Here is a 26488-nt window from a genome sequence, read left to right as displayed (position 1 = left end):
AATGATGGATGTAAATAATATTAACAGAAATCGCTTATTATGGGCGAGTTTTTTTACTATCGTAACCGGTGGAGTTGGCTTTGCTGTACGTGGAGCAATTCTAGTAGATTGGGGGAATCAGTTTGGATTTACCATGACCGAATTGGGCTCCATTACGGGAGGTGGATTTGTTGGTTTTGGTGTAATCATTATTCTCTTTAGTCTTATTGTGGACAGGGTAGGTTATAAGCCTTTACTTATTTTGGCTTTTGTAATGCACTTTTTGTCCTTAGTTGTCACCGTCGCAACTGTATATGTGTTTGAAGCCATGGGACGGGAAGCTGCATATTGGTGCCTATATTGGGGCACGTTTCTATTTGCTGTAGGGAATGGTATATGCGAGTCGGTTGTAAATCCCCTTGTAGCAACACTATACCCAAAAAACAAAACGCACTACTTGAATATTTTACACGCTGGTTGGCCAGGAGGAATGATTGTAGGAGGTTTATTGTCCATTGCCTTTCATAGCTTGGTTTCTTGGGAGATTTTAATGAGCTTCTTTCTAATTCCCGTGCTTATTTATGGCTTTATCATACTTAAGGAAAAATTTCCAATTTCGGAGGCAAGGGCAGCAGGAGTTGGCTTTAGCGAAATGTTTCGTCAACTGGCTTCCCCTTTATTAATTTCTTTGTTGATCTTGATGATGTTGGTAGGTTATGTAGAATTGGGTACTGATAGTTGGATACAGAATATAACAGGTAATATTCTTGAAAATCCAACTAAAGGGGTTTTGTTATTTATATATACATCGGCCCTCATGTTCGTACTTAGGTTTTTTGCGGGACCTATAGTCCATAGAATATCACCTTTAGGATTGCTCTTTGCATGTTCTATACTCGGAGCTATAGGACTGTATATCCTAGGAAACTCCACTTCGGGACTTGTAATGGTATTCGCCGTAACTATTTACGGAATAGCGAAAACTTTCTTTTGGCCCACTATGCTCGGTGTTGTCGGGGAACGATTTCCAAGGGGAGGTGCTGTAACCATGGGTATTGTTGGTGGAGTGGGAATGTTATCTGCAGGTCTCTTGGGGGGACCTGGTATTGGATATAAGCAAGATTACTTTGCTTCCAACAAAATTAAGGTGGAGTCTAATGAATCATATGACCGTTATAAGGCGGAACAGGAAAATGGATTCTTGTTCTTTAGCCCAATTAAAGGATTGGACGGTAGTAAAGTCGCAATCTTAAGGGATAATGGAGAGCAGTTGAATGCAGATATCAAACGTTGGGAAAGCACTGGAAAGGGATTAAGTGACAACGCCAATCTGAGTAATTTGAAAAACTGGTGGGACAATGCCCAGACCAAGGTCAAAATAGACAAGGTGCCTGTGGAACAGGCTGGTTTTTATGGTGCCGGAAGAGCATTGGTGATAACGGCGTTGATACCCTTAACGATGGCCCTAGGCTATCTATTCCTTATACTTTATTTTAGAAAGCGGGGCGGATATAAACAAGTCGAAATTTAAGAATACTAAACAATAGATTTTAAACATAAATAAAAATAAACTAATACTAAAATAGAATTTTATGCCAAATCCATGGACGGGGAAAGGAAACCCCTACACAAAACAAGAAGTTAGAGAAAGGTTGCAAGCAGTTGTAAATCAAAAAAAAGCCATTATTGCGGCCGGTGCAGGAACCGGGATCAGTGCCAAATTCATAGAGAAAGGTGGTGCGGATTTGATCATCATCTACAACTCGGGCAGGTTTAGAATGTCTGGTCACGGTTCAACTGCAGGGATGATGGCCTATGGGGATGCCAATGCTGTGGCCATGGAAATCGGGGAGTTCGAGGTACTACCTGTAGTGGAGGAAATTCCTGTAATATGTGGGGTTCACGGAAGCGACCCACGAAGAAGGATGTGGCACTTTTTGGGAAAAGTAAAGGATATGGGCTTCTCCGGAGTGAATAATTTCCCAACCCATTCCATTATCGATGGCCATTTTAGAAATGTTCTTGAAGAAACTGGAATGAGTTTTCAAAAAGAAGTGGACATGGTGGATCTAGCTACTAAAATGGACCTATTCTCAATCGTATATGTCGGCAAACCGGAAGAGGCCGTACAAATGGCCGATGTGGGTGCCGATGCCATAATTGCACATGTTGGGACAACCGTAGGGGGATCCATCGGGGTTACCAGTGCCACCGCCTCCATGGACGATGCCCTGGAGCGTACCCAAAAAATTGTCGACGCCGTTAAGAGAGCAAATCCCGACACATTTTTATTGGCCCACGGCGGACCGATCAATACCCCTACCGATGTAAAATACGTACTGGAACATTGCAAAGGCCTGCACGGCTTTGTAGGGGCATCCTCTTTGGAAAGAATGGGGATAGAACAGTCATTGACCAATCTGACTAAGGAGTTCAAGGGATTGACCCTATAGTTTGTTTATGGAAAGGAATTGGAAATTCATCAAGGAAAAAGACCAGATGTTCGAAAGGGTCTTCGGGCGAGACCATCACTGGCATTATCATCCCGAAATTATAAAACAGGCCGGCTCCTATATGGTAAAGGTGGTGATGCAAGAAGGCGGGGGACATAATTTTCACGTACACCCCGAAATGCACGAAATTCTTTACGTTTTAAAAGGCACGGCAGAACAATGGATCGAGGATGAAATGCAGCTATTGAAAGCAGGTGAATCAGTTTACATAGGGGCCAATGTGGCACACGGTACTTTTAATGCCGGTCAAGGAGAACTGGAATTTTTGGCCATATTGTCCCCACCCGAAGGGTGGGAGGCCGGCACCGTGGATGTAAGTAAAAACACACCTTATTCGGAATATCGTCCAAGAATCTGATGGACCAAAATAGCAACACTGTCGTGAAGCCCTTCCATTTTGGCTCGGCGACAGTAATTTATAATATTAAACTTTAAAAAAATGAAAAATATAACCGCTTACCTTTCATTGTTATTTTGTGGAATGGTAGTATTATCGAGCTGCTCCGGAGAAAAGGAGCCACCCCCGCCATTGACCTATACGGGTGAGAACCCTAGGGTTCAGAATCCGTTAAGTCCCGAGGATAGCCAAAAGCACATTCAGCTTCCGGAAGGTTTCAAAGCGGAGCTATATGCCGCAGAGCCCAATATTATCAACCCAATAGCCTTTACCTGGGATGAAAGGGGCAGGCTATGGGTGGTACAGTCCAAGGATTACCCCCATGGACTTGCCAATGATGTTGGAGGCGATCGGATCACTATCTGTGAGGACACTAATGGAGATGGCAGGGCCGATAAATTTACCGATTTTGCCACCGAACAAAATCTAACAACGGGAATTACATTGGTAAAAGGCGGTGCCATTGTGTCGCAAGCTCCCAATATGGTTTTCCTGGAGGATACCGATGGGGACGACAAAATGGACAAAAGGACCGTGCTCTTCGATGGTTTCGGAACCTGGGACACCCATGCGGGGCCCTCCAATCTGCGCTATGGGCTCGATAACATGATCTGGGGTTCCGTGGGGTATTCGGGCTTTGAAAACCAGTTTCAGGGCAAACCGGTAGAATTCAAGATGGGGGTCTACAAGTTTGCCAAGGACGGTTCCTATTTCGAACCCGTGGGCCAGTTCAACAACAATACCTGGGGACTCGGTTTTAACGAGAATTTCGAAATATTCGGATCTACCGCCAACAACAACCACTGCTGTTATGTCGGGATTCCTTTGAAACACTATGATTATTTAGACAAACTGCCCTCATGGGCGATAAATGCGGATTTTATACAAGGGCACTATGAAATTACTCCTGCAGATACCATTCCCCTACAGCAGGTAGATGTCCGTGGCGGATATACCGCCGCCTCCGGGGCCAATTTTTATACGGCAGGAAATTATCCGGAAGAATATAGAAATCAAATGTATGTTAGCGAACCTACCGGACATTTGGTACATATTGCAAAAATTGTTAAGGATGGGGCAGGGTACAAGGAGGTCGATGGTGGCAATATATTTGCCAGTACAGATGCCTGGACCGCTCCGGTTTTCGCGGAGACAGGTCCGGATGGGAATTTATGGGTGGCGGATTGGTACAACCCCGTAATCCAGCACAACCCGGACAAGCGCGGAATGGATAACCAGATCTGGAACGCGGACAAGGGAGAGGGCAACGCCCATTTAAATAACCTGCGCGATTACGGGCACGGAAGGATTTATATCATTACCCATGAGGATGGCGATGACCCCGATGTTACGAGCTTGGATCCCGTAGATGGCAAAGAACTTTTGGAGGCTTTGGAAAGCGATAATATGTTCTGGCGGACGACCGCTCAGCGTTTGATCGTGGAGAACAAGAAGGTGTCCCTAATCCCGGATTTGATCAATATGGCCAGCAACACCGATAATGACAAAGGCGGCCTCAATGCCGGCGCCTTGCACGCCCTGTGGACCTTAAAAGGATTGGGGGCACTCAATGGTTCCAATACTGCCGCCATTGAGGTAGTTATAAAGGGCTTGACCAATAGTTCCTATGGTGTAAAACGGGCCGCACTGGCCTTATTGCCCCAAACAAAGGAAAGTAGTGAAAGTTTGGCTTCGTCCGGACTTGTAAGCAGTCCGGATCCCCAGATCAAGTTGGCCGCAGTGCTCCGAGCAGGGGAATTACCGGAATCGAATGCCCTGTATACCGAAATAGAAAAATTGTCCAAGGACAATGCCAGCATTTCTGACAAATGGCTGAATGCCGCGCTAAAGATCTATTTCAGGGAATCAAACTTCGAGTTGGTAGACCCTGCATCGGTTGAAATGATAGTACCCTCGGCGGAAGAGAAAAAAACCACTTGGAACTATACCAATGAAAAACCTTCCGATAACTGGACGAAATTGGAATTTGATGATTCCGATTGGAAAAAAGGAACAGCCAAGTTTGGAGGGGAGGATGTTAATGAGGTGAATACCAAATGGAGCAGCTCCGATATTTGGATGCGACAGGAAGTGATCATTACAGATGAAATATCGGAACCTGTAATCAAAATAACCCATGACGACGATTATGAGGTTTTTGTAAATGGTCAACTTTTGATGTCGGAAGCGGGTGCCAGCGAATCCTACAAGTACATAAAGCTCGATAGCGACAAAGGTGATCTGTTTAAACAAGGAAAGAACTTAATTGCGGTCCACTGTGTGAATACCGGTGGAAATCAACACATTGACCTGGGCATTGGCAAGGTAGGCAAGGTAGAGGCCGATGTAACCTTCGTCCTAAATACCGTAAATCAGGAGATGGCCTTTGATAAAAAGACTCTTCATGCCACAGCGGGTCAGACCGTAGAGATAGTCTTGAACAATAAAGATCAGATGTCCCATAATTTGGTGGTCATCCAACCTGGCAGTTTGGATACTTTTGGGGCCATGGTAGATGGGTTATTGAAGAATCCCGAAGCGGAAAAAATGGGCTATGTGCCTAAATCGCGATATGTACTTGGAGCAACGGATATGTTGACACCGGGCGTCACAGGGTCTGTAACCTTCAAACTTCCAGATACTCCCGGTATATATCCCTATGTCTGTACTTTTCCCGGGCATTGGCGAATGATGCAGGGGGTGATCATAGTAACAGCCCCTGGATCCTATATTTCCGAGAATAAAGAAGCTCTAAAAATAGCTGCAATGGGCGGGGGCGGTTCCCATGACTTCCTAAAGTTTTTTGGTATCGCGGATGGAAAAATCCTTAGTGAAGGAGGCAAGAACACGTTTATGTACACGGAAAATTCAATGGAATTGGGAACCTTACTCCCAACGACTAATATACTGGTATTGAGCAACAACAAACCTTTGGACAAAAATACCAGAAATACCATTATGTCCCGTGTAAACGCGGGGAAAATGAATATACTTATCTACCATCCAAGTACCTGGTACAATTGGGAAGACTGGCCGGAATACAATAAAACCTTGGTTGGCGGGGGCTCCAGGTCCCATGAGGACCTTCAGGAATTTGAAGTAAGGGTCCTTAAGCCGGATCATCCCATAATGAAAGGGGTGCCCTCCAAATTCAGGATCGTGGACGAACTGTACCGTTGGGAAAAGGACCCCGGAGCGGAAATAGAAGTTCTAGCGGTAAGTAGGGGCTTAAAATCCGGAGAGGAATATCCCACGGTCTGGATCGTAAAACATCCCAAGGCCAAGATTGTCGGGAATACTTTGGGCCACGATGAAAGGGCCCATGGATTAAAAGCCTATCAGACCATCCTAAAAAATAGTTCGGACTGGGTTGCCAACAAATAAAGAAAACAATAAGAAATATGAAAAAAGCAGGAATTTTATTAATGTTACTGTTCATTGCCTTTAACGGAACAGCTCAAGATGGAAATTATATCTCCAAGAAAAAGAACGCCAAGAAAATTGTGGTAATGGGTGGTGGTGGTTCCCACGATTTCCTAAAATACTTTGGTATTGCCGATGGCAAAATACTAAGTAAAAAAGGAAAGAATACAGTCAATTATACCGAGGATAATAAAGAATTGGGAAAACTTATCGGTGATACGGATGTTCTTATGTTGACCAATAATAAACCCTTGGATGCAAACGTTAAAAACACGATTTTCCAAAAGGTAAATGCTGGTAATTTAAATCTTTTGATTTATCACCCCAGTACTTGGTACAATTGGAAGGATTGGCCAGAATACAACCAGGAGTTGGTTGGCGGTGGCTCCAGATCACACGAAGAACTCCAAGAATTTGAAGTCAGTGTAATTAAACCAGATCATCCTATAATGAAAGGAGTGCCATCCAAGTTTAGAATTGTGGATGAGTTATATCGCTGGGAAAAAGATCCTAATGCAGAAATAGAGATATTGGCAGTAAGCAGAGGGTTAAAATCTGGTGAAGAGTATCCCACGGTTTGGATCGTTAAACATCCCAAAGTAAAAATCGTTGGCAATACTCTGGGCCATGACGAAAGGGCACATGACCATGAAGCATACAAAGCCATATTAAGGAATAGTTTAGAGTGGCTAAATTAAAACATAAAATGCACTGGTCCCGATTCATCGTCGGGACTTTTTTTTAATATAGATATTGAACGGGCTAATCGAAATAAACAAAAACATCACCACATATGAAATTTTTCCTAATTAAAGGTTTACTCTTATTTGGCCTAGTTATGAATGCTCAGATACCAGTGGTATTCCCGGAAAATCCCTATGAAAACAGTACAATCATAGCCTTGAATAAAAGTGATCTTATAGTCACTTGGCCATTGGACAATGGGAATAATTGTCAATTGGCTATCAACTTGAACGAAGAAGAGCCCCTAATTCGGTCTATTGCCATGGGCAAGAATAATCAATTTAAGGCCATTTCTTCAAATGTGGATCCTGTTTTCCTTTTAAATATCGGAAGTCGTACTTTGAAACCTGAGAATGGTTGGACTATCTTTTTTGATAAGGTACCTACCCGCCCTTATACTTCCCATGTTTTAAATATCAACAAAAGGGAGGCAATCATTACTAAAAATGGAAATAGAACTATTATAAGTATTGGGGATATAAGCGCTCCAAATTTTGAAGGTTCCTTGGAAATAACTATCTATAATGGAATTCCACTTTTTAATATTGCAGCCGTAATTTCAACACAAAAAGATTCAACAGCAATCCTTTATGATGCTGGGCTTATAACGGATAAACCTTGGAACAATATTTCCTTTGCCAATATAAAGGACGAATTTGTGCAAGCTGAAAATATTATTAATGCCAGTACAAACACAGCCGTAAAATACCGTACTATTATTGGCCATGGAAATGAGGGTTCTATTGCTGTCTTTCCACCTCCACATCAATATTTTTATCCTCTTGATGAAGCATTTAATTTAAAATCCGTTTGGCATGGTCCACATTATAGAAATATGGTTTCCAAATACGGTATGGGAATAAGACATGACCCTGAGGGCGATCACAGATATGTTCCATGGTTCAATGCTCCTCCAGAAAGCGAACAGCGACTAAATTTCTTTTGTCTTATTGGTGAAGGGCAGGCCGATAGTTTGTTGGAAGATGTGAAAAAGTATACCCACTCGGACCAATATGTTCCTTTAAAAGGACATAGGACGATGGCAAGCCATTTTCATAATGAATTTATTATGAACGTTGTAATGAAGAATGAGGTCATGCCAGCAGCCCCGGAATTTGTAGAAGTATTTAAAAAAATGGGAGTCGATATCGTTCATTTGGGAGAGTTCCACTACACCGCCCATCCTAAAGGACCAGATGAAATACGTTTAAAGGAATTGAGTGCCCTTTTTGAACAATGCGAGAGATTGTCCGATGAGGATTTCCTCTTATTGCCAGGTGAAGAGCCCAACGAGTTTCTCGGTGGACATTGGATGGCCATATTTCCAAAACCTGTCAACTGGATAATGTCCAACAAAAACAATAAACCTTTTGTTTCCGACGACAAGGTATACGGAAAAGTATATAGAATTAAAGACAAAGTGGAGATGCAACATTTATTGGAGTTGGAGAATGGATTGGTATGGACTGCCCATCCTCGAATTAAAGGATCTACAGGATATCCTGATGCTTACAAAAATGAAGATTTCTTCAAATCCCAACATTTTTTAGGAGGTGCCTGGAAACCCATGCCGGCTGATCTATCCTCTCCCAAATTAGGAACAAGGGTACTGGATCTTTTGGACGACATGAACAATTGGGGAGACAAAAAGAAAATTATTGCCGAGGCCGATCTTTTTACAGTGACTTTGGAAAATGAGATGTATGCCCATATGAACATCAATTATTTACAATTGGATACCCTCCCCAAATTTAAGGATGGTTGGGCCCCTGTTCTTAATACAATGACCACTGGGAAGTATTTTTCAACCACAGGCGAAGTTTTAATTCCTAATTTTAGTCTTAACGGCAAAGGGTCAGGAGAATCTGTAAAATTGAATGCTGATGGCGAGGCAAAAATTCACCTGAATATAGATTGGACATTCCCCCTCAATTTTCTGGAAGTAGTATCTGGTGATGGCCAAACAGTATTTCGGAAAAGAGTGGATTTAAGCAAAACCGGGGCCTTTGGTTCAGAGGAATTTCAACTTTCCCTTAACCTCGGAAATAGAACATGGGCTAGGGTAGAGGTCTGGGACATAGCCGCCAATGGAGCATTTACACAGACTATATATTTTTCCAAATAAGATACCTAATGCTTCTGGCTTTGGATTTCGATTAAGTGTTCAATCCAAAGGATCCACTATTTTAAACATTGGAAAACTACCCTTTGTTTTTTCTTGTATTAAGATTGTTGACGAAGAATTCTCCAATCGCATACCCTTCATCCTGTCCATTGGCTATGGCGGGCATATAATGAATTCCGCCGTAAAATCTACTGATCGCCGCTTCTTCGGCAGCTTTTTTGAACGAACTAAAATTACGTGTAGGCAATCCAAATTCTTCTTCAGTAGAATCTGCAAAAGCAAAATTATCCCCGAACATCTTGGTCAGCATTATTGCCGCACTGGAGGATACAACACTGTGTCCGCTAGTATATTCGGGAAATGGCGGGGTTTGCAGTACAGGTAACCAATTTGGATCAATGTAAATATTGATATAGGTTTCTGGTCGTATTACCGCGCTCCTGTATTTTTCATCCCAGCAGCTAATAAAGGCATCGGCCAAACTTACTGCTAGACAAGCATAGGCCTCGGCGGATCTTACAGCTGAGGCATTGACTTTTTTACATACCAATGAAGTGATGTTCATCCAATGTCCGTTGGGGGAAATTTTCTTTGTAGCGTACATCACATGCCCCCTTACATTCATTTTAAACGGATTACAATCCCAAAATTTTGCTATCTCAATCTCCTCTTCTGTGTTTTTGCGAACTTGATTATATACTGCAATAACATCCCTATAAAAAACACTACTGCTATCTACGGAAAATAATGGTGGTGCTATCGGCTTAAACTGGGCTGCGGAATCGATCAAGAAAGTTCGGAGCTTGTTCCAGTTAGGTTCAATGGCTTTAATATATGCCGGAGGGGTCGGTTTCCAAGAAGCAGAATCATTTTTAACGCTATATTGCGGCAAGGTCCTGGTCTCTTTATATTTGTCCTCGGAAGCCCACTTGAGTATATGTTCGGCTACCTGTTGTCCGTAGGCCATGGAGTTGTTGTATACATCATCAGGTATCCCAATGTCCTTAAATTCCTGGAGAATAATATTTTCAAAATCATCTATCCTTTCCTCGGATATTACAAAGGATTTTCCCGAAGTTAGTATGGCATGTACTGCTGCCAAGGTGAAGCTATATTCCTTTTTCTTGTCGGGAGTTGGAACAATTCCGAGCCCATTCAACTGCCCAGCCAAACTGACATAATCTTTCTGGTCTTGAATTAATGTTTCGTATGCCGCTACGGAAACATAGGCATAGGTGCGACTGGTTACAGGAGGTGAATAAATATCATAGACCATAACATCTGTAACCTGTTTGATGGCTCTATGAACAAAATCGGCGTGTTCCGTTTTTGATTTCCAGTTTTGTGCCCAATTTGAATTTAGGGTACCTAAAATTAATATTCCAAACCAAAATATCCTCTTCATAAAACGTTTCTTTTATTTCCTTTATAATTAATAATTGTGATCTTGGCCATATCTTTTTCAATGGGCAGTTTACGTGTGGATTGTGACATATAAGTAGAACCGTAGTAAAATTCCAATCTTTTTTTCCGTCCATCCTTATATATGATTTCCGCAGAAAAATCATCCACATTAAGATCCACCCAACGATCGATAGTTTTTTGGGTTGGATTATTGCTGCTAAACACTAAAAGATCATCTTGGTTTTGGGTAGCAATTAGTACCGGTTCATTTTTTGCAGTATATAATTGTGCCAGCCCTTTTGCATCTCCAGGGACATGAAAACCTGTATTGGCGGATGGCATAGCGTTAAAATTACCTTCACCGTCTCCTCTTAGGCAAAGGCCATTAAAGGCATCGTGCCTTCCGCTATAAGGATCCATCCCATAATCGTTGCCTACCATTAGAAGATCCAAATTTCCATCTCCATCAATGTCATTGGCCAACATGCCATATACAGGAGCTTCCTGTGCCTGAAGTGGCAGTGGGTGCAATTCAAACTTTCCGTTACCCTTATTTTCAATATAGGAAGTGCGCATTTCAGTGCTCTCCAGGATTATGGCACTCTCCTTGTCAGTTTCATTCCATAAATCGTCCATACTGGCCAAGCCATAAGATTGATAAGTAGGGAACTTCTTTCGCATTGTAATTACCTGGCCAACCAGATCGTCCCTTGAAGCAATGGGAAATGATTGACGGATGCCGTCATCACCGGTCATATAACAGAATACCATTGCATCTAGGGAACCATTATTGTCGATGTCTTTGGCGATTATGGTCATCGGTTCTGTTGGGGTAGCCGTATAATTGGTATTAAGACCCAAATTACCAGCAACATAATCCATGTCACCATCATTATCAAAATCGCCTGCCACTAAACTATTCCACCAGCCGGACTGTTTTTCTATGCCTACATCCACTTTTACCAAAGATGACCCAGTGTTTTTCAAAAATGTTATGGGCATCCATTCTCCTGCCAATACCAGATCGGTTTTTCCATCATTGTCAAAATCGGTCCACAAGGCATCTGTTACCATACCTATATTTTTTAATCCTGGAGAATAGTCATTAGTCACATCAATAAATTTTCCGTTCTCATTTCTTAATAAATAACTTTTTGGTGCCGCAGGATATGCTGCAGATACGACCCGACCTCCCACGAAAAGGTCTAAATCCCCATCACCATCGAAATCTGCGGCCTTTACACAAGAACCGTTTGTGAAATCTGGGGGGAGGCTATTAATATCTCTTTCAAACATTCCTTCACCATTGTTTATAAAAAGACGATCATTACTAATGGCATGATTGGCAGGGATTTCGTAACTCCCACTTACCATATATAGATCTAGATCATTATCATTGTCAACATCTAAAAACAGTACCCCCATATCTTCGTACAAAATATCCTCTTCCTGCAAAAACCTTGAAGAATCCATTGAGAACTTGGCATTGGCATCCTGCATAAAGAACACACCGGGATTATCGGAGGAGCCTCCAATATAAAAATCTTCGTAGCCGTTATTATCGATGTCGCCTACGGCTATTCCGGGGCCAAACTGACTTAATTTATGGGGTAGGGTACTTTGGATATTATAATCTACAAAATCGGTTTCCTTAGGTTTGAAATTTATATTGTAAGTGCTTGCCGAGTTCATGAATAATAAATTGGCCGAATTGTTAGTAGGGATGGAGTTTGGTTTATGGGAATCATTATATTTAAGTGTAAGGGGCGCCCCCAAAGAAATATCTTTTTTTAATTGTTGTTTACCATCAGGCCAATAGATCCTTAACGAATCAATTTTTTTTGCTTCACCCAAACCAAGATGCACTCTTTGGTCGTGCGTAGATAAATAACCTCGAATGGGGTAATGTTCATAATGCAGTTGGCGATTCCCGGAATAGAATATTTTTATGGACGCACCTACACCATTAGTATTAAATTTAGGTCCTTCCAAATTAATAGTGAGATGACTGCCTGTTTTATTGGTAGTGTTTTCATAAATAAATGCTGGTCCATTAATATTATTTATCACAACCTCCAAATCTCCATCATTATCAAGGTCGGCATATGCTGCACCATTGGAAAAGGACAAATGGTCTATTCCCCAAGCCTTGGAAACGTTTTCGAAGATTATTCCATTGGTATTTTTATATGCATAGTTGGCTAGTTTTACGACTGGCAAGGAATCTGTCATGGCCAAAGTAGCACTTTGTGAACTACCACTTTGTCCATTGTCATAGGCTATATAGTCTAAATCCGTAACATCCCTAGGTAGGCCATTAGTAATAATGATATCACGGAGCCCATCATTGTCGAAATCGGCAACCAAAGGGCACCAACTCCAATCCGTTTGATATATCCCGGCCATAAAGCCCATATCTTTAAAAACAGATTTACCATTCTGGTCAGGACCGCTATTTATTTGCAAAACGTTTCTAACATATTGGTGGTTGTAATTGTATTGACTATTGTTGATATAGTTGTAATATTCATTGCCACTGAGCATTCGTTTTTTACGAAGATTGTTTTCCGGAAGCATTTCCAAAGAAATCAGGTCTACATGTCCGTCGTTATTGACATCCACGATATCGGTGCCCATGGCGTTCCAAGCTGTGTGTTTAAAATAGTCGTCCAGACGATTTGTGAAAGTGCCATTTTTATTGTTAATGTAGCACAGGTCGTTGGAAATGAAGTCATTGGCTACATATATATCAGGCCAACCATCGCCATTGATATCCGTAATAGCCGCCGCATGTCCCCAACCTTCCAATCCTATTCCCGCCTCTTTGGAAACATCGGAGAAAGTTTGGTTACCATTATTTCGATATAACCTATCCGTGTTCTTGGCACTGCCATCCGTCAATTTGGCACGGTAATAAATGGGTGTTCTAGGATCATATATTTCATTGGTCACTTGGTACATATCAAGATCACCGTCCCTGTCATAATCAAAAAAATAGGCTTGTGTACTATATCCATTGTCTGCAAGTCCGTAGGCAACTGCGGATTCTTTAAATATGGGAACACCCTGTTTATTAACCCCTTGATTAATATACAGTAAATTAGTTCGACGAATAGGATCCGGCCTAAAGGATGCTGACAAATAAATATCTGGCAATCCATCCGTATTTATGTCCACCACTGATACTCCTGTAATCCATCTGTCGTGTCCATTAACATTGGCAATTTGTGTGATATCCTGAAATTGCAAATTGCCTTTATTCATGTACAATTTACTCGATACCATGTTTCCTGCAAAGTAAATATCCATAAGGCCGTCCTGGTTAAAATCACCAATTCCTACACCACCGCCATTGTAGATATTGGCCTGATTAAGAATATTGAGTGTGTCATTTTCAAATAGTTGATTATTAAAACCAATAGTTGTTTTTGTTTCAGGTAACAATTTAAATAATGTAGGTTTTTCCTGTGCAGAGCCCCAAAAAATTGTTAAAATAAAAAGGGGCAAAACTATAGAATGCCAAATATTTCCACATATTTTCATACTCCAAATTCTTTATGATTAGGTAAAAGGGGTAAATTTATTACTGTCATTATAAAGGTGGAAGCTAGGCATTCCAACCATTTATATGTTAGCTGGTAAATTTATGGATGTTCGTAAGACAGGGAAACCTCATTTTGTTCTATTGTTCGACAATACGTGTCATATAATATAATCCTACCATTTCGTTAGCCTTATCCAATACATTGTTGGTAAAACTCTTAAGATAGCTCTGTGTTGTTTTTAAGGAATTATGGCCAATCCATCGCTGATTACCTCTGTAGGGATTCCCATAAACTTGGCGATGGTTACCCAGGAATGGCGGATGGAATAGGTGGTGAATTCCTCCTAAATTCCTGCATCCGTGTCAATGGATTTGAGATGGCCGTTCATTCTTCTGCGCAGGGACTTGTATTTTTCATAACTCTTTGTGTTACCGTCATAGTTTGCAGGAAACAGATAATCAACCTTTGATTTACCTTCAATATAAAAATTCAAAATTTCCCTTAGCTCATCGGTAATGCGAACGGAACGTTGGTCCCCTGTTTTACTCCTTCCGTGGAATATTGGTCATCGATCGTGTCCTTTGCATGCAGTGTCACTCTCAGTCAATAAAGATAATCTTAAATTAAAATAGTGCTCTGTTTATGTTTTTAACATTTATACAGAGCACTATGATAATATATAATTGAAGTTTTATTTAATTTCTAAAGATTACAAATCAAATTTTATCCCTTGGGCTAATGGTAAATCTGTACTGTAATTTATGGTACAGGTCTGTCTTCGCATATAGGCTTTCCAAGAATCGGAGCCACTTTCTCGGCCACCGCCCGTTTCTTTTTCACCCCCAAAAGCTCCTCCAATTTCTGCGCCTGAGGTTCCTATGTTCACATTGGCAATTCCACAATCGGAACCTGAGTTAGATAAGAAGGTTTCTGCTTTTCTCATGTTCAAGGTAAATATGGATGAGGATAATCCTTGGGGTACGTTATTTTGGATGTTAATGGCTTCGTTCAGGTCTTTATATGAGGTTACATAAAGAATTGGAGCAAAGGTTTCCTGTTTCATAATGGGCATATTTTGATCGGCCTTGATAATAGTAGGCATAACATAACAGCCGGAGGTACATTTTTCTCCATCTAAAACTTGGCCGCCATAAACAAGTTCGCCGCCTTGGTTCTGGGCTTTTTCTACCGTATTTAAATAAGCCTCTACTGCCATGGTGTCAATTAATGGCCCTACATGGTTATTTTCATCCAAGGGGTCACCTATACGTATTTGACCATATGCTTGTTTTAATTTCTCCAATAGGGATTCGAATTGACTCTCGTGAACGATTAACCGTCTAGTAGAAGTACAACGTTGTCCAGCGGTACCCACGGCACCAAAAACAATCGCTGGAACTGCGTGATTTAAATCTGCATCTTCAGCTACAATTATGGCATTGTTACCACCTAGTTCCAATATAGATTTTCCCAAACGTCTGCCAACTGTTTCAGCTACGCTCTTTCCCATTTGGGTAGAACCCGTTGCGGATATTAAGGCTATGTTTGGGTCGGAGGACATTAATTTTCCAATAGCGCGATCTCCTATGATTACATTGGAAATTCCCTCCGGAAGGTCGTTCGCTATTAATACCTTTCTGAAAATTTCCTGACAAGCCATTGCAGAAAAAGGAGTTTTTTCAGATGGCTTCCAAATACATACATTTCCACATACCCATGCTAGTGCAGCATTCCATGCCCATACCGCTACAGGAAAATTAAAGGCGGAAATGATACCTACCACTCCCAATGGGTGCCACTGTTCAAACATTCTATGGCCTGGTCTTTCTGAATGCATTTGCAGACCATACAACTGTCGTGATAGGCCCACGGCAAAATCACAGATGTCGATCATTTCCTGAACTTCTCCATAGCCTTCCTGTAGGCTCTTTCCCATTTCATAGCTTACCAATTTTCCCAGGTTTTCCTTTTCCTTTCTAAGAGCATCCCCAAACTGACGTACAATTTCTCCACGGTGGGGTGCTGGCATCGCTTTCCATATTGGAAATGCAATTTGGGCTTCAGCCATCAGGGACTCATAGTCCTTATTTTCGGCAAGGTTTATCTCACCAATCAATTTACCGTCAACAGGGGACTTGATATTTAGTTTGTCACCCCTACCTACCCAATTTCTCTGCCCACTACTGGCACCGTAAAAAGGTGTTTTTAACCCAAGATCATCTATTACTTTCTTCATATTTACACATTTTTAGTCTGTTCTCTATACGTACTTTCAAATATTTTGTCCGCGTTGGCCGATTCAAATCCATCCCGTCTTTGTTCTCTAGTAAAATTTATTGTCTTACCATCCTGGTATGCTGGTAAGGGAAGGCGTTCCGCGAATTCAACGTAACTTCCTGCTATTAGGGCTTTCGCTCCTCCACTAAATTCTGCCTCTACCATTTTGGCGATGGTGCTACTTTGCTTTAGAAGTCCATCTTTGCTTGTTTTGATCTTACCCCCAGAAGTATTCAATTTTATATCTATGGATTCCAAAAACATATTGAATTTTTCAATGGTATTGTAGGCATTCGGAAGATCATGAACACTTATGGTATAATGGTTTAAATAATACCGGTTATAAATTACCCATGCAGCATACTCGCTTTCATCGGCCAAGGTATTATAATCAACCAAGGTTGGCATATTCCATAATGGTTTATAAAAAAATTGTCCAACCTGCTTGGTGTCGTTCAAGTCAATCTGGTCTACCGGGTCTGAAGTAATATCTCGGGTATACTTTTTTATAATTTTCTGGGCCTCTTCTGAAAGTTCGGAAACCCTGAGTTCGCTCATAAAAATTCGCGGGTAATTGTCTGCAGGTGGTGCATACCAGTAGGCATCCAATTTCTTTCCTTCAAAATAGTAATAATCCCTTTTTTCATATCCGTAATGCAAAAATATTTTTTCGAATGAGTTTATCCCTAAGTTAGGAATACCCAAGGTCCTAAAGGCGATATGATCGTTTACAATTTCATTTTCATCTTGGATAATTCCATGTGAGATCATGGCTTTACTTATTTTCTGCACATCAGGTACACGTTCTCTATAAGGAGTAAACAATGCCTCCAAAATAGTGTCCAGAGCTGTATTTCTCTTTGTTTCCATATCAGATATTATTATTAAAGGAACAAATTTAGTTGTACATTTGATCTTAAACAATTCTTATTACTTCACAAATGATAAGCAACACTAATCAATTGGAACTTCGTCCGTTGCGCTATTTTTTGGTTTTGGCAGAGACATTGCATTATAGAAAAGCCGCCGATATCCTTTTCATTTCGCAGTCGGCATTGAGCCAGCAAATAAAACAATTGGAGGCTATTTTAGGGGTGACCCTATTCGACAGGACAAATAGAAAGGTTGCCCTTAGTAGACCTGGCCAACTATTGGTAAAAGAGGCACAGCTTATTCTTAAACAATTGGAAGATTCCATGGAGCGTTGGCAATTGACCCATGATGGAGTAATAGGGCAATTAAAAATTGGATTCGTAGGTTCGGCCATGCAAATGTACTTACCGTCCATTTTAAAGCAATTTGGAAAGAAATACACCAAAATAAATTTCTATTTGGAGGAGCTTACCAATACAGAGCAGATTAGGGCCTTGGAACATGAGGAGCTTGATATAGGTTTCATGCGTTCCAATATAGTATCACCAGATCTTCGAATCAAATCTGTTTATAAGGAAAATTTTTCACTGGTTTTACCTGAAGATCATTTTATAACAAAAGACAATTTTAAGCATATGGGACAACTTTCTGAGGAGTCCTTTATTCTTTTTCCCAATGAAAACAGCCCGATGTATTTTCAACAGATACAGAATTTATGTGCAGATCAAGGGTTTAGTCCCCGTATATCCCACAAGTCCATACACGGTCCTACTATTTTTAAGTTGGTGGAAAACGGTATGGGAATTTCCATTGTTCCCAATTCGCTTCGTGATGAACATAATTATAAGATTAAATTCTTGGAACTTGACACGGTGCCACATAGGACCGAGCTTTTTGCCGCTTGGAAAAAAAATAATACCAACCCTGCCTTGCATTATTTTTTGGAATTGATTTAGTTGATCTTAATCAATCTAAGTGAATCATTATTTTTGGCCACTAGGAGGGAAGTAACTTTGGAGTTCCCAGAACGAATGGCCCTTATTTTCTTTATATCTCCGTCAATAAAAAGGCCACTTTTGGAATATGGTATAGCAATAAATAGCGATTTACCTATTCCCTTCAATAGCATACCTATGCTGGCATCGTTTCTAGGGGTTTCAACTTCGGTCTGATACAAGTTCCCTGTAACCAGGATATCATTTATACCATCGCTATCAAAATCTTGAATATGGATATCATTTATGGCCGATACCTGTACCTCATTAGGCAAGTTATGAATATTAAACTGACCATTTCCTAAATTTTCCAAGTATACAGATGCAAATGAACTGACTTTCAAATGCAGGGCTTCTTTTAATTTTACTTCGTCATATACTTGATCAAGCTTCGCCGAACCAAAACTATCGTAAGTTGGAAATTTTTCTTTAATGAATGGCATTTGCTGGGAAGAACATTCACGCCCTCGTAAGGGAAATAGGTTTCCCCTGTCGTAATATCCCAAAACTATATCGTTGGTTCCATTATCGTCAAAATCTGTGGAGTACACCTCAAAAGGGGCATCTTGGGAGGCCTTATACTTGGAATTCAAACCCAAATTTCCCACCACAAAATCCATATCCCCATCCCCATCCATATCCGAAGCTTCTATGCAATTCCACCAGCCTTGACTTTGCGGTAAAATGTCCGGACTTGGTTCCAATCGGCCATTCTTATTTTTGTAAAAGCTGATTCCGGTCCATTCCCCCACTACAATCAAATCTGTTTTGTTGTCTCCGTCATAATCCGTCCATATGGCATCGGTTATCATTCCTGCATCTTGTAGGGCAGGTGCCTTTTTTATAGTAACATCTTTGAAAAAACCATTTACATTTTCCAATAGTTTACTGGTCTGGGAGTAAGGATATTTATGTGGAAACATGCGACTGCCCACGAATAGGTCTAAATCACCGTCTTCATCAAAATCGCAGGGTTTTACAGTACTGCCGCTAATAGTCATTTTGGGTAGTCTATCGTTCGATTTACTAAAATTACCTCCATTATTAATGTATAAACGATCCTGGTACATAGCATTATCAGCTTCCCACTCATTTCCACCGCTTACTACATATAAATCCAGGTCTCCATCATTGTCGGCATCAAAAAATTCAGCGTCCACATCTTCGAATTCCTTGTCTCTGGTCCAAGTAGTACCCTTCCAAGGGCTGAAAGAACCATTCCCTTCCTGGAGATACAAAACCCCTGCGTATCCTTTTGCTCCCCCTATGAAAAAATCTTCTAAACCATCATTATTTACATCCCCAGGGGTAAGGCCAGGACCAAATTGGGACATTTTGTGAGGAAGGAGAATTTCAAGGGAAAAGTCATCGTATTCATTTTCAATATGGACATGTTTAGCTCCCATTTCTTCAGTGATATCTCTAAAAATAGGCGATGCAATGTTTTTAGTGTTTTGATCATAGGTTACCGCATTCTTATATTCTACCGTTATTTTTTGATTTAGGTGCAGGTTCGTAAATGTTTCACTTTTCCCATCGGGCCATGTAACGATGGCATTTTTTATAATACTCTCTTGGCCCAGGCCGAAATGTAATATTGGCTCCACTGCGGATTGATAGCCCCTGGTTGGGTAGTTCTCGGCCATTTGAATACCTTTTTCAGTTTCTAACAAAATTTTAGTACCAATACCAAATGGATTGTTGTTATTTCCTTTAAACTGAAATTGAACATAATTTACGGATGCATTGTTTCTTAAGACCGTAGCCTCCTCATCTATGTTGTTGATTACCAAGTCCAAATCCCCATCTAGGTCCAGATCGGCATAGGCTGCCCCGTTGGAAAAAGTTGGTATGTCCACACCCCAATCTGTCATTGCTTTTTCAAAAGTTAAGTCGCCCTTATTTTTGAAAAAATAGTTGTGGGTTTTCCTCTGTGGTGTTTTATTTACCAGTTCCTCTATCACTTGGGACATATTCTCACCATTTTTTTGGGCCTCTTCCAAGCGCTTGATCTTGTATTTTCTAAAATCATTATTCCTAAAATCCCTTTTAAGTCCATTGGAAATGAAGAGGTCTTTTAACCCATCATTGTCAAAATCGGCAAAAAGGGGCCCCCAACTCCAATCCGTATTGGAAATACCTGTAAGTTGCGCTATGTCCCCAAAGGTCCCATTACCATTATTCATTTGAAGTGCATTGTACATGTATTGGTAATGGAATCCATTTTCAACAGCATGATTAAAAGCCTTGGGATTCATGCCACTCATACTGGTTTTAATACCATAATTGTCCTCAGCAACCATGTCCAAGGAAATAATGTCCAAAAGGCCATCATTATTGAAATCGGCAATATCGGTTCCCATGGAAAAATGTGAAGTATGTCCCATAGAATTCTTTAGATTTTCTGAAAATGTGCCATCCCCATTATTGTAATAGAGATAGTCCTGCTCTATATAATCGTTGGCGACATATATATCAGGCCACCCATCCTGGTTTAAATCTCCTATGGAAACACCTAGTCCAAAGCCCAAAGAATTATTCAATATTCCGGCCTTACTGGAAATATTAATAAATTTGCCATTATCATTACGGTAAAATCGGTCTCCGGACAATTCGTTATTTTCATTCTTATATTTTTCAGGGTTATCAGTGTTTATTGGGGATACGTTGTGATTCAATAAAAACATATCCAAGTCTCCATCCCTGTCGAAATCGAAAAAAGCAGCTTGGGTACTGTAACCTGAAAAATTAAGTCCATATTCCTTAGCGGCTTCCGTAAAGGAGCCTTTCTTGTTGTTTATGAACAAGAGGTTTTCTCTATTTTCGGCCTTTCCTTTACCAGATTTGCATACATAAATATCCAACCAGCCATCGGCGTTCACATCGGCCATGGTAACCCCAGTTGTCCACCCAAATGTACCTGCTACATTTGCCGTTTTGGTAATATCTTCAAATTGAAAATGTCCATTGTTTTTATATAGCTTATTTTCCTTTAGATTGGAAGTGAAATAGATATCTGGCAAGCCGTCATTGTCAATATCACCTATAGCGACACCACCTCCGTTATAAAAATACTCATAGACCATACTATTCATGGCACTACTTTCAGGTATTTCGTTTACGAAGCTTATTCCCGTTTCCCCTGGGTAGGTAGCAGTGAACAAGGGTTCTTCCTCAGTATTAATGACTCTGGATTTATTTTCCCTCCCGTTGTTACATGACTGTAATACTAAGACTACTGACAGTAAAATATAGAATTTCGAATTACTCAAATATAGATCCATCTTCAACAGGTTTTTATTACAGTAATAAAATGTAAACACCTAAAGATAATTAAACCTTTAGGCGCTTACGTTAAAAAAAACTAACTCAAAATCAACTCTTTATTATCTTTTGCTACCAGCCTGTATTTTGATTAAGGTTTGAATTGATATTCAATTCTTGCAGGGGTATTGGAAATACAATATGCTTATCGGTAAAATTATCCGCATTGGGCTTGCCATGGTTCAACATAGTGGTTTTAATCGATTCCGTAGCGGTACTGCCACGCTGCCATCTGTAAAGGTCAAACCAACGAATACCAAACTCCATGGCCAATTCTACAGGTCGTTCGTGGTGTCGGATCTGATTTCTTAATTCGTCTTTGCCCATGCTGCCCAAAGGAACCGCATTACTCCTAGCTCGTACTTTATTTATCTCGATTATAGCCTTGGGAGTCTTATTGTTTTCATTTAAGGCCTCTGCATACATTAAAAGCACATCTGCAAAACGGATTATTGTAACATTTGTACCATTGTAAAAGTCCTCATCAACATTGAAAGAGTATTTTTTGAAATATTTTGGATGGTTTAAATCCAAAGCAACATCGCTGTAGGATATGTTTTCACCTGCTTCCATACTATACATTTCAGAATTGGGGTCATCAAAGAAAATACTTTCATAAACCCGCTCACTGGGATCTCCGTTGGCATCAAGATCGGTTTTCATTTCATCTACAAGCCACTGCGATGGAAACAATAGTTCCCAACCGCCAAATGCAGCAGGGGCAATTTCAAAATTGAAAACTTGGCGTTCATCATTACCATTGGAACGATCACCTGAAAACTGTACTTCAAAAATACTTTCAGGTCCATTTTCTGAATTTCCATTGAAGTTATCTGCATAGTTATCAAGTAGATCATAATCCATGCCTACAACTTCGGCCAATTTTGTTTCTGCTTCGCCCCATTTCTCTTGAAATAAATAGGCCTTGCCCAATAGTGCTTTAGCTGCACCTTGGGTAGCTCTACCTTTCCATTCTGAAGGGTGTTCTAACAACAATTTTGGTTCTGCCTCTATGAGATCCTTTTCTATTTGTGCCCAAACCTCGGATTTAGGGGCTTGGCTTGGAAATAAATTATCCAAATCCACCTCAAAATTTAACATAAGAGGCACATTTTCAAATCCAGTGGCCAACCAAAAATAATAATAGGCTCTTAAGAATTTAGCCTCGGCTACAATTACATCCTTAGTTTCTTGTGACAGGGCTTCCATTTCTGGTACTTGCTCCAGAATTTGATTGGCACGACCAATACCTGTATAAGCCGCTTGCCAAATATTATAAGGCCCGCTCTCCTCAGTGGTATTACTAAAACTGGCCAAGGTTCTCCCGTAAGTTTCTGCAGTATTGTTTATTATATCATCACCACGGTACGCCATTGCAACATAGATTTCCTCAAAAAAGGTCCATTTGCTGCCATCTGCCCCGTGTAAGGCACCATAAGTTGCGGTTAGGGCCTGTAAGGCGTGGCTTTCAGTTTGCCAAAAACTCGAATCGGTCAAGGTTTCCTTATTTGCCACTTCTATAAAATCGTCGCTACAGGATATCAAAGAGCTTATTGTTAATAAAGCAATCAGTATATATCTATTTTTTTTCATTATCGTAATTTTTAAAAATTTAACGCTGTCCATTAAAGCGATAGGTTTATACCTAAAATAAATGATTTGGATAGTGGGTAAAATCCTCTGTCCACTCCCTTGGTAAATGTTCCTCCATTTCCAAGTCCTGGATCGAAACCGGAATAGTCCGTAACCGTAAATACATTGTTTGCAGTAACGTATAACCTCATTTTGGAAATGGTCAATTTGTTAATTACGGATTCCGGCATGGTATATCCTATCTGAATGTTCTTTAACCTAAAATAGGAACCGTCTTCCAGAAAGTAGCTGGAAGGCCGAATGTTGTTGTTAGGATCTCCAAATGCATTTCTAGGAATACTGCTTCCCGCATTCTGGGGTGTCCAGGCATTTAATAAATCGGGTGACATATTTTGCCTATCGGTTCTATACAACCACATTTTAACACCATTGTAAATTTCATTTCCTTGCGTACCTTGAAAAAACATACTTGCGTCGAAATTTTTATAGCGCCCCGTAAGGGTAATCCCATATTCAAAATCTGGAAGACCGCTGCCCAAGAACTCTTTGTCATCATCATCCAATGCACCATCCCCAGAAGTATCCAAGAATTTTAAATCTCCAGGAGCCGCGTTAGGTTGAATACCATGGGCATCTATCTCTGCTTGGTTTTGGAATATTCCATCTGCTTTGAACAAGTAAAATCTTCCGATTTCACCACCCACTTCAGTACGCGTGGTCGGGAAATTGTTAAACTCAATGAAACCATCTGTAAAGGATTCGTTGGCCACCCCCAGTTTAGTTACCTTGTTTTTGGAACCGCTAATATTTGCAGTTATGTCATATGAGAAATCCTTATTGTTCTCACTGCTGTAAGTAGTAGAAAATTCCCAACCTTTGTTTTCTAGATTACCCCCATTGGTCAGTGGGAAAGTTGTAATCCCTGAACTTGCAGGAATTGGAACCGACACTAACATATCCGTAGTTTTGGAAATAAAGTAATCAAAAGAACCTTTAATACGGTTTTGTAGGAATCCGATATCCAAACCGATATTGGTTGTTGCCGTTTCTTCCCATCTAATGTCCGGGGTTGGCAATGAAGTGCTAATGGCACCTACAACTATGGGCTGACTGGCGCCTTCACCAAAGGGATAGTTTAGTTGCTGCCCACCTGAAGAAATCCTAGATAGAAATAAATGCTCTGGGATAAGTTGATTTCCTAAAGTTCCGTAACTAAACCTAGGTTTTAACATACTGATCAGGTCTGATGAGAAAAAATCCTCATTATGTACAGCCCATCCCAAGGATACGGAATAAAATGTTCCATATTTATTGCTTTTGCCAAATCGGGAAGATCCGTCACGTCTTACACTAGTCTGCACATAGTATTTGTTGTCGAAGTCATAACTTAATCTTCCAAAATACGATTGCAATGAATTTGTTGAATTGAATCCAAAGGAAGATTCATCTCCTATACCGGCACTCAATGCCAATAGTTGATCGGAAGCAAGTTCATTGTTACTGCCGCCTACAGATCTAAACTCACTTTTTTCCCTGGAAATACCTAACAATACATCAATGTCGTGCATCCCAAAGGATTTATTGTAATTTAAAGTGTTATTTAGTGTCCAACTGGTAGTTCTGGATCTATTCTCTGTCAGGAATGGATTCTCATTGACTGCCTGTGGACCAAAGTTATATGTAGGCAGAAAGTCTGAGAAATGTGTATTCTCTATGTTGGCCCCATACTGAAATTGATAGCTTAAGCCCTCAATTATTTGAAGTGTAGCCGCAACATTGAATTGCATATAGTCATCCTGGTTTCTGCGGTCTTCCAATTCTGTTGTCCCAATAGGATTGCCCGATCCCAGTCCAGCTGCCGGAGTGGCAAATCCATTTGTGGAATTCGGATCATAAATAGCCTTGTGCGGTAATTGGGAATAAATGTCCAAAAACGGAGAAAAACTCGCGTTTCCACTTCCTATGGGTTCAAATATACCTTTGGTATTTTCCCTAGTGTAACTTATGCCCGGAGCAATTTTAAGACGGTCGTTGAGCAATTGAAAATCCATATTAAAACGAGTACTCAATCTGTCAAATCCCGTATTGATGACCGTCCCTGAATTTTCAAAATAACCGCCAGAAAAACTGTATTTCATTTTCTCAGTTCCTCCGGAAATTCCCACATCGTGCTTTTGCTCGAAAGCGTTCTGCAAGTATGCATCTACCCAATTTGAATCGGAAAATTGTTGATTGCCGGTTAGATACGGAGCTGGGGTTTCACCGACATTGGAATACGCTTCCAATTTTATTTGGTTGTGTTGATCCCTATTGGCCACATCTACATTGTTCTTTACGGATTGTGTACTTAGATAGGAATTAACAGTAACTCTCGGTTCTCCGGTTTTACCCCTTTTTGTGGTTACAATTATTACCCCATTGGATGCTCTTGATCCGTAAATCGTGGCTGCCGATGCATCTCTAAGAATACTGATGTTCTCTATATCCGCTGGATTCAAATAAGACAATTCCCCTGGTATTCCGTCTATAACAAACAAGGGGTTATTGTTTCCAATAGTCCCTAGGCCCCTTACTCGTATAACAGGATCCGCTCCGGGTGCTCCGGTAGCGGTAGACACATTAAGTCCAGCAACCTGTCCTTGAAGGGAGGTCCCAACATCCGCTGTTGGAATTTTTTGGATTTCAGCCACATCCACTGAGGAAATGGCAGCTGTTACCTCGGTCTGTCTCTGGGTGCCATAACCTACCAAAATTACCTCATCCAAACTTTGTGCATCCTCCTCAAGAATTACATTTATTACCGTTTGGCTGCCCACTACAAATTCCTTGGTAATAAAACCAAGATATCTGAAAATTAAAGTGGTTTCAGGTCCGGCTATCTCAATGGCATAGTTTCCGTCAAAGTCCGATTGAACTCCGATGGTTTGATTGCCTTTAACGGTAACCGAGGCGCCTGGCAGTGCGACTCCCGTATTGTCGGTAATAGTTCCGTTTACTACCTTGCCTTGTGAAAAAGATCTAGTGGTAAACCCGAACGAAGCAAGCATAAAAAGCAATAAAAACAAATCGTTAAAACGATGGTTTTGATTTTTTGATTGTTTTTTTTTCATATTATTAAGTTTATGTTAGTCATTGCCCGTAAACCAAATTTTGGCATGAGCTTAAGAGTTATCAAATATTATTTTATTATTACATAAAACCTCATATATCACCTTTACATGACCTTTACATCCTGCTTAAAGGCCTATAAATAAGCCTAATCAATCATACATGACTGTATTTGAAAATTGAAAAAG

The 26488-nt window shown here is 40.6% G+C and carries 14 protein-coding genes; 7 read left to right on the top strand and 7 right to left on the bottom strand.

Features of this window, described 5'->3' with window-relative positions; all coding sequences use genetic code 11:
• Position 1 precedes the first annotated feature (1 nt).
• The 6 genes from H4O18_RS19035 to H4O18_RS19010 all read left to right on the top strand — a co-directional run bounded on the left by H4O18_RS19035 (position 2) and on the right by H4O18_RS19010 (position 9181).
• Positions 2–1510 (top strand): MFS transporter, encoded by a 1509-nt coding sequence (locus H4O18_RS19035; protein WP_187587604.1) that lies wholly within the window; start codon positions 2–4, stop codon positions 1508–1510.
• Positions 1511–1571: 61 nt separating this feature from the next.
• The gene (locus tag H4O18_RS19030; RefSeq protein WP_187587602.1) at positions 1572–2432 is read left to right on the top strand and encodes a phosphoenolpyruvate hydrolase family protein; all 861 of its coding nucleotides are present in this window, start codon (positions 1572–1574) and stop codon (positions 2430–2432) included.
• Positions 2433–2439: 7 nt separating this feature from the next.
• Positions 2440–2850: a cupin domain-containing protein gene (locus tag H4O18_RS19025; RefSeq protein WP_187587600.1), complete on the top strand. Its 411-nt coding sequence runs from the start codon at positions 2440–2442 to the stop codon at positions 2848–2850.
• Between the two features lie 81 nt (positions 2851–2931).
• Positions 2932–6273: a PVC-type heme-binding CxxCH protein gene (locus H4O18_RS19020; protein WP_187587598.1), complete on the top strand. Its 3342-nt coding sequence runs from the start codon at positions 2932–2934 to the stop codon at positions 6271–6273.
• Positions 6274–6290: 17 nt separating this feature from the next.
• A complete protein-coding gene (locus H4O18_RS19015; RefSeq protein WP_187587596.1) occupies positions 6291–7010 on the top strand; it encodes a ThuA domain-containing protein in 720 nt (239 codons plus the stop codon).
• A gap of 95 nt (positions 7011–7105) precedes the next feature.
• A complete protein-coding gene (locus H4O18_RS19010; RefSeq protein WP_187587594.1) occupies positions 7106–9181 on the top strand; it encodes a CehA/McbA family metallohydrolase domain-containing protein in 2076 nt (691 codons plus the stop codon).
• Positions 9182–9257: 76 nt separating this feature from the next.
• Here the strand turns inward: H4O18_RS19010 and H4O18_RS19005 are convergent, their stop codons facing one another.
• From H4O18_RS19005 to H4O18_RS18990, 4 genes are all read right to left on the bottom strand, one after another.
• Complete coding sequence (locus tag H4O18_RS19005; protein ID WP_187587592.1) at positions 9258–10586, bottom strand: vanadium-dependent haloperoxidase; 1329 nt, start codon at positions 10584–10586, stop codon at positions 9258–9260.
• Positions 10583–14128, bottom strand: a complete 3546-nt coding sequence (locus tag H4O18_RS19000) for a VCBS repeat-containing protein (protein ID WP_187587590.1) — start codon at positions 14126–14128, stop codon at positions 10583–10585. The genes H4O18_RS19005 and H4O18_RS19000 overlap by 4 nt, the downstream gene beginning before the upstream one ends.
• Positions 14129–14839: 711 nt before the next feature.
• The gene (gene amaB / locus H4O18_RS18995; RefSeq protein ID WP_187587588.1) at positions 14840–16366 is read right to left on the bottom strand and encodes an L-piperidine-6-carboxylate dehydrogenase; all 1527 of its coding nucleotides are present in this window, start codon (positions 16364–16366) and stop codon (positions 14840–14842) included.
• A 2-nt stretch (positions 16367–16368) separates the two neighbouring features.
• Complete coding sequence (locus tag H4O18_RS18990) at positions 16369–17277, bottom strand: DUF1338 domain-containing protein (RefSeq protein ID WP_187587586.1); 909 nt, start codon at positions 17275–17277, stop codon at positions 16369–16371.
• A 71-nt stretch (positions 17278–17348) separates the two neighbouring features.
• On the opposite strand from H4O18_RS18990, the gene H4O18_RS18985 reads away from it, so the two are divergent.
• A complete protein-coding gene (locus H4O18_RS18985; protein WP_187587584.1) occupies positions 17349–18236 on the top strand; it encodes a LysR family transcriptional regulator in 888 nt (295 codons plus the stop codon).
• Here the strand turns inward: H4O18_RS18985 and H4O18_RS18980 are convergent.
• The 3 genes from H4O18_RS18980 to H4O18_RS18970 all read right to left on the bottom strand — a co-directional run bounded on the left by H4O18_RS18980 (position 18233) and on the right by H4O18_RS18970 (position 26302).
• Positions 18233–21559 (bottom strand): VCBS repeat-containing protein, encoded by a 3327-nt coding sequence (locus H4O18_RS18980; protein ID WP_187587582.1) that lies wholly within the window; start codon positions 21557–21559, stop codon positions 18233–18235. The genes H4O18_RS18985 and H4O18_RS18980 overlap by 4 nt on opposite strands.
• A gap of 112 nt (positions 21560–21671) precedes the next feature.
• Positions 21672–23192, bottom strand: coding sequence for a RagB/SusD family nutrient uptake outer membrane protein (locus H4O18_RS18975; protein ID WP_187587580.1), 1521 nt, complete (start codon positions 23190–23192; stop codon positions 21672–21674).
• 32 nt (positions 23193–23224) lie between these two features.
• Positions 23225–26302 (bottom strand): SusC/RagA family TonB-linked outer membrane protein, encoded by a 3078-nt coding sequence (locus H4O18_RS18970; RefSeq protein WP_187587578.1) that lies wholly within the window; start codon positions 26300–26302, stop codon positions 23225–23227.
• Positions 26303–26488: the final 186 nt, after the last annotated feature.

Source organism: Arenibacter arenosicollis, from assembly GCF_014397245.1.
GTDB classification, from domain to species: domain Bacteria; phylum Bacteroidota; class Bacteroidia; order Flavobacteriales; family Flavobacteriaceae; genus Arenibacter; species Arenibacter arenosicollis.
The sequence above is the reverse complement of the archived record's forward strand: the minus strand, read 5'-3'. Positions and strand labels throughout refer to the sequence as shown.